Raw genomic sequence first — 12,414 nt, 5'->3', positions numbered from 1 at the left:
TTTTCCTCCTTGAAAAGACGTCGTTCTTGAGAAGTACATCTACGCCACTATCTCGTTCTTTGAGAATAGCTCTTGTTGCTGACAAACCCGCATGCATCTTTATGCGGATGCTCGAATAATTAAATCCGGCTCAATAAGGAATTGTGTTGGAGCCAGTTGTACGAGGGGAAACGAACCGTGTACTTCGAAGGATGGCACCTCCTGTTTCAGAATTTGCACGAGCAGTTCCAATACCAGCTTTGAAAGCGTTGCCATCGGTTGGCGAATCGTCGTCAAAGCTGGATTCACGAACGCTGCAAAAGGCAGATCGTCAAAGCTGGCGACCGCAAGCTGCCCGGCTTCCTTGCCAATAGCTCGACCATACGCACGCAACGCGGCAAGCACCTGGAGCGCCAGATCGTCATTGCTGACCACCAGCGCAGTCGGAGCGCTTTCTGCGGGCAGCGCCAACAGACGGGCAATGGCCTCAGATACCTCCTCCTGCGTTTGTAAATCCAGCGTCATCAGATCTGGATGCTGACTCAAGCCATGCAGTTGCAGTGCTTCCAGATAACCACGCTGGCGGAAGTACGCGTAGGATACATCCAGTGGATCGCTCAGATAGGCAAATTGTCGATGTCCCTGTCCGACCAGATATTGTACCAGCTTGATCATACCTGTTCGGCTATTTACATCGACAAATGGGTAGGACTGATCACTTTCGTTTAGAGTTCGACCAAACGCGACAAAGGGCAGACGTAGTTCCTGCAACAGAGCAATCCGCGCATCCTCAGCCTGAATATTCGCCAGGATTACACCATCCACTCTCCCAGAGCCAGCCAATTCCTGATACATTTCCATGCTACTTTGCCCGGCATGTGGCAAAGTGACGAGCAAACTCAGATTATGCTCAATACAGTCAAAAGCCAACGTCCCGATGAATTCTTTGAAGAAAGGATGAGGCTCCATCTGCTGGTGAGTATGAGGGTCGCTATACCTTCGAAGATAGGGAGCAAAGGCGACTGTCTGCGTACGCTTCCCACGTAAATTGCGGGCCGCAGCGTTGGGATGGTAACCCAGTTCTTTTGCCACACGCAGAATGCGCTGGCGTGTTTTCTCACTGACATCTCCGTATCCGTTGAGGGCACGCGACACCGTGGTAATTGAGACACCCGCAGCTTTTGCCACGTCATGGATATTTTGCATACAATCTAAAAACTCTTTTCCATTGTGTCGAGGAGTCCGAAAACGTTTTCGGACGTATAGAAAGCATAACCAAAACGTTTTCGGATGTCAAGGTTTTTCTCTCTTCTTTTATCATAGCGTAATTGCAGCTGTACAGAAATTCTGTTGAACTACAAGCGAACTGTCTATCTCCATGGTTTTGCTCAGTGAGAGAAATTATGGAATAGAGACGGGAGGCCCAGTCGTTATGTATCATGAGGAGAGACTCTCCCTGAAGTGCCAGGCAGCACTTTGTCTATTCAAAGCGAGGCTAATAAACCTCAAATAAAGGAGGATGAAAGTAGAATGTCAATCATTCCAGAACAATATGTTGATCTGTTGCAATCGACGACCGTGATCAATGTCGCTACCATCGGACCAAAGGGCGAACCACAGAACAATCCCGTATGGTTCGGCTGGGATGGCAGCCATGTCCTTTTCAGCGTAACAAAAGGCCGTCAGAAGTATCGCAATCTCGTGCGAGAGCCACGCATTGCGCTCTCTATCTTCGATCCAACCAATCCTGTTCGCTATATTGAGATTCGTGGTGTCGCACGTATTGAGGAAGATACGGATCGTAGCTTCGTCAATTCCATGGCAAAAAAATATCTCAACCAGGATGAGTATCCGTGGGACCAACCTGGCACTGAGCGGGTGATTGTCAAAATTGAGCCACAACATATTACTCAGATGAGCTAATATTTTTGTCGATCGTTCCTTTATCTATGTGCGTTGGCGGCTTCTACCGCCAACCTGCATGGATTGTTCGGGTTGCGACGTTGTTCCCACAAAGATAATTGTTGCGCTTTTTCTTGACTCTGCTCTACTTGCATTTCTACATCCGAGACCTGATCCTATCAAACCTAAAAATTCCTATAACAATTGAGATCAGAACAATGGCTTCTGTGATCATGCCGGGGTATGATCCTACGATAAAATTGTATGTAAACCATAAAGGTCGGGGAATGAGCATAAAAAAACGAATTGGTCTGGCGCTTTTCTGCCATAAAGCGAATGTATCAATCACGGCTGCCAGAATAGGGAGCAGGCTATAATAATTCACCCATGTTATTAGCCCGGCAATGATAAAAATCCCTATAAAAACGTATGGCCACAGCGTATTTTGTGCCCACAGCTTTTGGTCTCTGTGATAGAAGAGAAGTGTTCTAAAAGCTGCGATGCTATTTATGGCAGCTCCTGCCCAGGCAGAAAGTAAACTATAATGCAAAATGAAGATTATCTGCGATGCAAGCATAAATAGTAGAATTTCACTTCTTCTATTTTTCTGAAATGAAAGCACGACGAGAAGCAGTGCTATATAGCCAATTAATTGAATCGCAACCTGTTTTATGATGTTTGAACCTCCTATCTCTCTACCTATGTTCGACATATGCCTGTTTACTGCAAGAATGCTGTTTTATCATAGCACCAACCAGACTGCTTAGTCTAGTATCTCTTATCCCATGTGGCAATTATTTGATGTTCTTCGTGCTTTTATTTTAAGTTGTGCGTGTCTTTCCGTTTCTTCTAATATAAAGATTGTTAGCCCCGCATATTGAATTTGTAGGAGCACAAAATGACACAGCATCAGGCACCACAACCACAGCCCACTAACCCTCCACCTCCTTTCAAATATGCCCGTCTACTACTCACTACAGTATTAACTGTGGTGACCTTTTTTTCTGAGTAGAGCCCCGGATTCTTTTGAGGCGTTTGGTACACTTATTGCCGTGCTTAGCGTTAATTTCTTGGAGCCTGTTTACACCTTGGTAGACAAGCTCGATCCCCAGATTGAGCGTATCTTAAAGGGATTGAGGTTGAGGTTGTCCAAGTCCACCTTTGGGAACAAGATCTTCACTTTTGGACGTAAGTCAAACCGTATCTTGATCGATCTCATTTTGCTTCTAACGATCTTAGCCTTGATCTTTCATACAGCCGTTGGTAATGAAATTGGTTTTATCGATGATTCTGTCTGCCAGTCTATTTCGTATCCCTGGTGTAATTCTGGCATTGGTGTTACCTCCTTCGATGGTGTACAAATTGGCCTCATTGTCAGTGACCATGACGGCGGACCTTTCGACCAATCTGGCTTCCCTGACCAGGAAAAGAATGTCGAGTTGCTCATCTCTCGAGAAAATAAGACTTCCTGTATTCTTCCTCATATTACCCTTGCAGTGGCAACTATGCTTAGTCGTACTATTAAAGATCCAAATGGTTCTGCGACTGTTGGGCTGGAAAATTTACGAGGCGCTTATATTGCCCAGAAAGACTATAACGATGGCCTTCCCCCTGTTCGTCTCTGTCTTGCCATTGTGAATCTAGGCACCTCTGCCACTGCAATTGGTGCTTTACCACAGGTCGTCCGGCAGATCAAACAGTTCTCTCGATATGATCGCACTTTCCGAGGAGTGGTAGGAATGCCATATAGTTCGCAAGTTACACCTCTCCTTGATTCTAAAGACCCTCACTATATCCCAGGATGGGAACAAACAAATATTCCAATTGTCTCACCGTCTGCCACAAGTGACGAGCTTTCCGATAAAGTGAATTTCTATCGCGTTGACTCTCCAGACCAGATCCAGGGCGTGGCTCAGGCCAAGTTTTTCTGCATGTATCACGCCCGCTTGGCAAAGAGTCAGAACCCTGTAACGATTGACGTCTTCCATGATCCTAAAGATCCATACAGCAGTAGTTTAAGTGCAAGCTTTGAGAGAGGGCTAGGTGCATGCAATCAGCCCTACGGTACAGAAACATATACCATTAACAACGTTGCAAAGATCCAACAGGCGGTGGATAATGCGATGCAAAACCACTATACATTCATTTTCTTTGCGGGATACCTTGCAGACCAGGATACTTTAGAAAACAGTATCCAAGAGAACATATTTCGTAATGCGAGTGGATCATCATCCAATATGACTATTCTTGGTGGAGATGGGTTATATGACTTTACCAATTCCGCTCATAATACATCTTCGCCTATCTATGCAACTGTCTACACATATCCGCTCCAAGACAATCTTCCCGGAGTGCAGCCCTTCATCAGAGCATACGAGAACAATTTTTCTTCACCTGTCTTTGCGCATCGCATTCCATCCTATACATTGCTTCCGCTTGATGCCATTCGTGCCTACAATGCAATGCAAGCTTTTATCAGTACGTTGAGTGGCGTAACGACAGCACCGACGCAAGAAAACCTCAATTATAGCCTTGCTCAGGCGCAGTTCCTAAGCCTGGGTACCAATTTTACCTTTCATGGACGCAATACAGCTACAAGTGATATCAGCGATCCCAATCCTATCCCGGTCTACATCATGTGTATAGATAATACCCACAATGTTCACTTAACGGCAATTTATGGTATCGATAGCTATATCACGCTAGAAAATGGGAAAGGACTGGGCTTCTGTTCTTAAAAAAGATCTTCTATCTGAAAGATTTTTAAGGAGCAAGCTTTTCTGCTGTAGCCATCGTCATGCATAAGCTGGAGCACCGGGGTGAAGCCGCTCTACAAAAATCTTGCGAGAATATGATGTATTCAGACTCTTAATACTCAAGGGCGCGAAAGTGTTGGACGTGAAAAGCAATGGAAGTGAGGAACGTAGTTTGCAGGCCATAATTCTACATCTATGCCTATTCATAGGGGAGGAGCTTTTCTACTGGCACTATAGCACATAGTTTGAATTGGTTGTAAGTAGACGTGTCAAGCAGAGATTATGTCATTTGCTGATGTAAATAGTGAATTCTAGAAAAAATTGAGAATGGGGATAAAAATATGGTAATAAGCGATTTGATATGGTATTCTCATAGTTAGGACCCTCTATGCAGCTGTTGTGAGCTGTTCAATCGTTTTAGATTTCCACCACTGAGTTTGCATCCATGGAAGAATGCAAACAAAATCCAGGTATCCCTTTGTAGACTTCTGTTGCATTGCCGTCCCCAGTGGGATCGTGTGGCGAGTACAACAGTCTGAATACACAGGGGCTGTCGTTGCCATATTGATATGGTAGGAGGAATTCATGATTGAGACCCAGGGAATCCCAAACCGTACACCCATTCTACAAGTAGCTCTAGCCAGTTGGGTTGGTACCTCGATCGAGTGGTACGATTTTTTTCTCTATGGGACCGCGGCCGCCTTAGTCTTAGGTCCACAATTTTTCAGTGCAAGTTTTTCTCCACTTGCTGCTCAACTATCCTCTTTCGCCACTTTCTGGGTCGGCTTTGCCTTCAGGCCAGTCGGCGGCATCATCTTCGGACACTTTGGCGATAGAATCGGGCGTAAGACGATGCTTGTCCTGACGCTCCTCATTATGGGGGTGGCGACATTTCTGGTCGGATGCCTCCCGACGTTTAGCGCCATTGGCATCTGGGCACCAATCTGCCTTGTCATTCTCCGTATTTTACAAGGGATTGCCGTCGGAGGTGAATGGGGTGGCGCAGTACTGATGGTGACAGAACATGCTCCCAGCCATCGACGCGGTTTCTACGGGAGCTGGCCGCAAATGGGCGTGCCTACGGGGCTTATCCTCTCATCCCTGCTGTTTAGCATAGTCTCGACAAACTTCTCGAAGTCGGCTTTTCTGGCCTTCGGTTGGAGAATTCCTTTTTTGCTGAGTATTGTGTTGGTGCTTGTTGGGCTGATCATCCGACTGAGCATAAAGGAAACACCAGATTTTGAGCGTTTGAAGTCTACTCAGGGGATCGTCAAAATACCTATTATTGATGTGGTACGACATTGGAGCAGCCTGAAGAATGTTTTGCTGGCGGCAGGCGCATTTGTTGTTGCCAATGGCGCATTTTATCTCTACATTACATTTAGCGTCACCTATGGTGCTAACGTCTTGAAAGTACCAACGAACGTGATCCTCAATGGAACGCTGGCTGCGGCTGCCATATTGATGATTACCTTACCAATAGCTGGTGCGTTAAGTGATCGCTATGGAAGGCTCCCCATCTATCTCATTGGTGCCGTTCTCACCATCCTGGTGGCATTTCCCTCATTCTGGCTAATCGACACCAGATCGCCTGTTTTGATTGCGGTAGGAATAGGTCTCGGGTTGTTTACGACCGCAATCATGTACGGGCCGCAGGCAGCTTTTTACAGCGAACTATTTGGAACTGGCGTCCGCTATAGTGGTGCCTCGCTTGGCTATCAAGGTGCCTCAATCCTGGCTGGCGGACTCGCACCATTTATCGCCACCGCGCTCCTAGGGGTATTTGGTCCTGTTTCCTGGCCCATCTCTGTGTATATCATCATCATGGGGATTATCACCTTTGTGAGCGCCTATCTCGCAGGTGAGACCAGAAACGCAAGTGTCATTGCCGCTGAAGCGGTTGCTGTGGAATAAAAACAGGAGACCAGAGAGTCAACGTTTTTCTTGCTGATCCCGGTATATATGAGAGTGGAGTGAGATATGGCCTGTTTCACTCCACTCTTGGTGTGCAAAATAGCCTTGCTCCTTGCCGAAACATCTACGGCCACCCCTTCCTTCACCAGTAACAAACTCTACCTTGACTTCTTGCTTTGTATATGCTAATTTACACTAATACTACTTAACTATAAATCGATGTGCAAGGTAGGTGCTAAAGAGAGGTCTATGTGCTGATACAAGATATTATGACCATCTACCCGGTCTATATTCGTATTGGAGCGGATATGCGTAGGGCTGCTGAGATGATTAGTATTTCCGAAGTGAGCGATCTGATGGTGATAGACCACGATAATGCTTTTATCGGGGTGCTGTCTGAAGGTGATCTCATTCGCGCTATTCTTCCGAGCTTTGATGAAGTTTTACAAGCAGGTGGGACGCTCAAAGATGCTTTTGCTTTTTTTGTGCAGAAAGGGCGTGATCTCGTGAATCGCCCTATTGACCCCCTGGTCATCCGCAATGCTGTCACCTTAAAGACAACAGATGATGTAGCACAGGCCGCTGTGGTAATGATGGAGAAACAGATTCGCCGCTTACCCGTTGTGGATGATGGCAAACTGATGGGAACGGTTTCTCGCTCCAATATTTGCCGTGCAGTGATCTATTACGCATGACACCCAGGGAGGAGCAGAATCATGCCATTCGCGATACAGGTGCGTCTGGTCTGTAAAAATCGGCGCACCAACTCTCTTATAGAATACATCTGTGACTTACCTGTCACCATTGGTCGCAGCACAGAATTCAGTACGATTGTGATCCAGGATAGGAGCATTTCACGACAGCATGCACGTCTGGAACTGGAAGATCATCACCTCATTGTTAGCGATCTGAACAGCGCCAATGGAACATTTGTCAACGAGGTGCGCGTTCAGCGGCTAGCTCTCAAGAGTGGGGATCTGATTAGTATTGGTGCTTATCAATTTTCCTGGTCGTATGTTGACCAGGGGGCAGATGCTACACTCCTCTATACGCCTACGCCCGCAATCAGGGCTGCTATGCGTGTATCCCAACCGGACGAGACGATTGCAGCGCGTAAGGTTGTTGAGGAAGCGGAGGCTTATAACCGTGCCCAGGGGCACGAGAACGCAGGCTTTCTCTCCAGCGCCTACGGCTTCTTACCCGCAGAACTCCCTCTACTAGCATTACCCGCCTCACATCGTCCCTGGGACGACATGGTTGATAGATTACCTGAGCTGTATAGAAAATTGACTATGCGCCGCGTATTTGATCAACTGCCATTGCTAGATGCTACACCAGAAGCGCTACCTGATCGCTATCTGCTCCGCGCTTCAACTATGCTTGGTGTCTTTGCCCATGCCTATCAGTACGTCGAGACGGAACTGCCAACCGCGCTGCCAGCATCTATCCTCGAGCCCTGGAAGGAAGTTTCACGTCGCCTGGGGAAGCCTCAGCCCTATGTCTCCTACATTGATCTATTTTTTTACAACTGGAAACTACGCGATCCCTCCGGGGCACGTCGCCTGGATAATATGGAGCTGCTCATCCCGGCCTGGAATAATCAAGCGGAGCGCATTTTCTATCTGGTCACGACAGAGTTTGCTATGCAGCTGACTCCGGCCATAAATGCGATGCTTCAGGCTCAGGAGGCCGTTGTGCGGGAAGATCGCCACGCGCTGGAGGCCGCTCTTCTCATTATCCTTGATCAGCTCCAGTACGTGACACAGGTTATTTATCCACAAATTGACGCGAACCCATTTAGCAAGAACCATCTTGATCAGGTGCTTTGGGCCAAGACAGTTGGCACATCTGGAGTGCCCATCTTTGAGGGGGCTCCCAGCCCCAGTGGCACAGCTCAGCCTCAGATTCACGCGTTAGATGCCTTCTTGGGAAGGCAATCGTATCATACCCTGGTTGGCAAGCAGAGTGTCTATCTCGGTGGACACTTCCCCGAGCACTGGCAGAAATTCGTTGAGGCCTTGCGCACCATTTCTGTCCGACAGTTCGTGGAACAGAGCCAGAATACGGCCTTGCAAGGACTGTACAATGCTGTGCTCGATGCCTATATCGGGGACAAAGGTTGGATGGGATTACATCGCATCAAAGCGTATGGTTTTCTGGAAGTAGCATTTAAGGTTGGTCGTGCAGTGACGACCGGGGCCAAGTTTACGGGCCTCTTTAAGGATAAGACCTGGGAAAAAGTCGATGGGGAGCTTTCCGCTGTCCGTGATGAACGTTACGTCGCTGGCAATCAGCAGGTCTACTTTGCACGTCCAAAGAACGGCACTGTCACCACAGATCCAGGGACTGGGACCTGGATCTGCTTTATCGAACTGGATGTAACGGGTCAGGGTGTGCAATATCAACCGGGAGATCGCGTGGGCGTATTGGCGGAAAATAGCGATCCCCTGATCCATAAGACGCTGCGAGCGTTACAGGCCACGGGAAGTGAGATTATTCACCTGACGTCTCAGTGGCAGGAGGCCATACGGTTTCGTGCCGGGTATTCGGATGATGTCAAAGTATTGCCTTTGCGGTCGATCTTGAGCTTTGGCAAGATACGACCTGTGACACGCGAGATCGCTAAACGGCTGATGAAGATCAGTGCTTCGAATGCGCTCAAACGCATTATCGATGCACGCATGGAAGATCAGTGGGAGCTCTGGGACCTGCTGAATCTGCTCTATGCTGGCGGCTACGATGTCACGCGTCTCTGGAAGGCTGGCCCCTGGGAACCGGAGAGTATCTGTCGGATAGTGCCTCCTGAAGTCTTTCGCCTCTATTCAATTGCCTCCGCGATGGATAGTAACGCTGTAGGTGTAGAAAAGCTCCATCTGATTGTTGGTGGACTCGATTATCAAACGCCGCACACGCCCTATTCCTATATGCAGGTGCGGGCAGGAACTGCCTCCCACTTTCTGCGGATGGTGACGAGCGAGCCACGCTTTAGGGAGAAGCAACTTTCGTTAACCATCGTGCCGACACCTCGCTTCCGCCTGCCTGCTGATTCTGCTCGTCCGGTTGTGATGTTTGCCGCAGGCTCTGGTATCGCGCCCTTTTATGGCTTTCTCCAGGCTCGTGCTCAGCGGACAGAGACGGGAGAAAACTGGCTATTCTTCGGCACACGGACGCCCGATGAATTTTTTAATCGCTCTGTCTTTGAAAGCCTGGAGGCCGGAGGAAAGCTCCATCTGCGCATCGCGTTCTCGCGGGCTGATGTGGTGGCACGCTTTGATGCGACTACTGGTCAGTATATGATTGAATCGGGGCGGCGCCAGCGAATCAGCGAGCTCATTGCTGCGAACGAACAGGCTGTCGCCCTCTGGGATTTTTTGCGCAGTGAACACGAAGGTGGGCGGCATGGGTACTTTTATATCTGTGGGAAAACCAGCTTCGCAGTTTCCGTTATGGAAGCGCTGAAAGGCGTCATTCGACGCTTCAGTGGTGGCTCAGAAGTTCAAGCTCAGAACATCATGCGGCAATTAATTGCTGAAGGCCGCTGCATGCTGGACATCTTTACCACGTACAATGGCACTGCGCAGGATGGGCAAAATTACGATATCTCCAGCGTCATTTTGCACAATACTCCTGCTGACGGCTATTGGATTGTCGTCAGTGGCAAAGTCTACGATGTGAGCGAGTTTATCTATCAGCATGTGGGCGGAGAGCGTATCGTTATCAACTATGCCGGGATGGATGCGACCGGTGCCTATCGGGGAGTTCTTCACCACGTGAACTCAGAAGTGGATGCCATGCTGGGCATGTATGAGATTGGCAATATGCGGCGTCTCCAGTTCAATGATGTCTGGGGGATCATCTTAAGTCCCGATGGGCTCAAGTTTATGCTTCTCGAGGATATGTTTACATCCTGGGTTCGCTATATCTATCTGATCGTCGGGATGGAGAACGCGCTAGAAAACGACTATGATTTTGCGCATCTGTCCTCGACGGCTGGCGAAGAGCCACACGAATTGACACCGTTCAAAGCACAATTTTTGATCGAGGCTCATCGACGTTTCCTGGTGAGTTACCTGGATGGTCTGATAGGTGAGGACTTGCGGGGACTCTGGGAGATGACCATCGGTTTTTGTGCGCCTGAGCAAGATATTCGCTGGTTACAGGAAGAGATGAAAACGCTTGAGGAAGGTGAGACCTATCGGTTGGTTCGCAACTCGATTGCCTGGCTGAAGCATCTGTTGTTCGAACTGGATGCAGATGACGAATCACAGACCAATAGCGCAACATACGCCAGGATTCGCGAAGTATGCCAGATTTTTAGGGTTGAGGATAAACGGGTTCTGTACGAAATGAAGCTGGCCTTGCGCGAAGGCATTCTGGCTTTTGAACAGTGTGAGGCAGAGGTGGTCAAACAGGCCAGAGGCCAGTTGATGGAGGCTCTTCAACAGACATTAAAGGTGGTTGGCGCATACTATCAGCGTCTGGCAGAGCAACTCGTAGCACAGGGGATTACCCTGGCTATGCTCCCCGAAAAGGTGGATGAGGAGGCCATCCCGGAGGATCGCGGTCTGCCAGGGCACGGGGGGAAAATATAACAGAAAAGGAGATAATGTGTTGCTCTGACCCGACAGATAATCCCCAGATAATGCCTGTGCACGCTCTCTCTCCTGAACTTTGCAAAGGGTCTTACGCATATCATGTAAGAGACCAGCGTGCTTCGTGAATCTGATGTATAAATGCCCAATGAGCGAGCGAATCGACTTTAGGAAAAGGAGGAAGCAACTTCTGTTTTCTTTTCTTGCGCTTGAATGGCCTTTTTCTCAATTAGGTCATCCATCGTGTCGCGGACCATCTGGGAAAAGTTGCTGTAGCGGTAGTGATACACCTGTGGATATTTCGTCTCGCGCAGCGTCTCCTTCCCTACGAGAGGATAGATGGAGGCAACATCCGCGCTGAAGAACTGCAAGATCCACAGTAAGGGATTGGGATAGGTTCTCGTCGATGGATTAAAACCACGTGTCGCATAGTTGTCGCGGATGGCGAGAGCCAGATCTATATATCTGCCTTTGACGCTATAACAAAGATGGCGATGTCCATTAGTGCTTGGATCATTCATAATCACGATATGCATAGAGGCGCAATCGCGCACATCGACGAAATAGGTCGACATATCAATTGACATCCGTGTCTTCCCCTCGGCGAGATTCTTGATGGTTTCATGGCTATAGCGTACCCAGGGAATCAGCGATGGTCCCAGAATCATGACTGGGTTGATTGTTGAGAGAGCCACATGACGCGGATTTTGCGTTTCGTCATGTGTGAGATCCCATGCCAGCTTCTCCGCCAGGGTCTTACTGCGAAAATAATCTCCAGCGCCATCTGCATTTGTCCAGTCATCCTCAGTAAAACGAGATTGAGATACTGGAAGATGATAAGCCACCGCAGCTTCCGAGCTCGTCACAACGACTTTTTCGACTGTACTCGATGCGAAGGCGGCAGTTAGAACAGCGCGTGTTCCACCGATCGCACCACCGGTGCGGTCCTTTTCAGAGGCCACTGCCTGGGGGCTGGCAACATGAAAAACCCATCGGCATCCCTCCGTAGCCTCTTTCCATCCCTCTGCACTGCGTAAATCGGCCTCCATAAAATCGGCACCAGGAAGTAATTCACGCATTTTCTGAATTTTTGTGTCATCTTTCAGGCTCCGAACAGTGCCCCTGACACGATATCCAGCTTCAAGCAGGTCCTTACCAATCCATGACGCCACATAGCCAGTTATACCCGTAACTAAACAGAGATCACCTGGTTGCATTTGTTGACTCATCATTCGTCTCTCCTTTTTGTTATGAATGAACGTTTATTCATT

8 protein-coding genes are annotated in these 12,414 nt (G+C 48.5%); 5 read left to right on the top strand and 3 right to left on the bottom strand.

From position 1 onward, the window contains the following. Positions 1-99 precede the first annotated feature (99 nt). Entirely contained in the window at positions 100-1,185 is a 1,086-nt protein-coding gene (locus AC27N8_RS01285; RefSeq protein WP_487063148.1) for a LacI family DNA-binding transcriptional regulator, read from the bottom strand. 324 nt (positions 1,186-1,509) lie between these two features. Between AC27N8_RS01285 and AC27N8_RS01280 the strand changes: the two genes are divergently transcribed. Next, complete coding sequence (locus AC27N8_RS01280; RefSeq protein WP_487063146.1) at positions 1,510-1,902, top strand: PPOX class F420-dependent oxidoreductase; 393 nt, start codon at positions 1,510-1,512, stop codon at positions 1,900-1,902. A gap of 136 nt (positions 1,903-2,038) precedes the next feature. Here AC27N8_RS01280 and AC27N8_RS01275 read toward each other — a convergent pair whose 3' ends face one another. Continuing rightward, complete coding sequence (locus AC27N8_RS01275; protein WP_487063144.1) at positions 2,039-2,593, bottom strand: YgjV family protein; 555 nt, start codon at positions 2,591-2,593, stop codon at positions 2,039-2,041. Between the two features lie 433 nt (positions 2,594-3,026). Here AC27N8_RS01275 and AC27N8_RS01270 point away from each other — a divergent pair, with 433 nt between their 5' ends. The 4 genes from AC27N8_RS01270 (at position 3,027) to AC27N8_RS01255 (ending at position 11,143) form a co-directional block, all read left to right on the top strand. Further along, a complete protein-coding gene (locus AC27N8_RS01270) occupies positions 3,027-4,619 on the top strand; it encodes a type 1 periplasmic-binding domain-containing protein (RefSeq protein ID WP_487063142.1) in 1,593 nt (530 codons plus the stop codon). 603 nt (positions 4,620-5,222) lie between these two features. After that, the gene (locus AC27N8_RS01265; protein ID WP_487063140.1) at positions 5,223-6,551 is read left to right on the top strand and encodes an MFS transporter; all 1,329 of its coding nucleotides are present in this window, start codon (positions 5,223-5,225) and stop codon (positions 6,549-6,551) included. Positions 6,552-6,802: 251 nt separating this feature from the next. Further along, positions 6,803-7,246 (top strand): CBS domain-containing protein, encoded by a 444-nt coding sequence (locus AC27N8_RS01260; RefSeq protein ID WP_487063138.1) that lies wholly within the window; start codon positions 6,803-6,805, stop codon positions 7,244-7,246. A 21-nt stretch (positions 7,247-7,267) separates the two neighbouring features. Next, on the top strand, positions 7,268-11,143 hold the full coding sequence (locus AC27N8_RS01255) for an FHA domain-containing protein (RefSeq protein WP_487063136.1): 3,876 nt from the start codon (positions 7,268-7,270) through the stop codon (positions 11,141-11,143). A 167-nt stretch (positions 11,144-11,310) separates the two neighbouring features. On the opposite strand, the gene AC27N8_RS01250 is transcribed toward AC27N8_RS01255, so the two are convergent. Continuing rightward, on the bottom strand, positions 11,311-12,375 hold the full coding sequence (locus tag AC27N8_RS01250; protein WP_487063133.1) for an NAD-dependent epimerase/dehydratase family protein: 1,065 nt from the start codon (positions 12,373-12,375) through the stop codon (positions 11,311-11,313). Positions 12,376-12,414 lie beyond the last annotated feature (39 nt).

The sequence above is a fragment of the Dictyobacter sp. Z7_2 genome (genome assembly GCF_057551105.1).
This window is presented reverse-complemented; position numbering and strand designations above follow the sequence as displayed.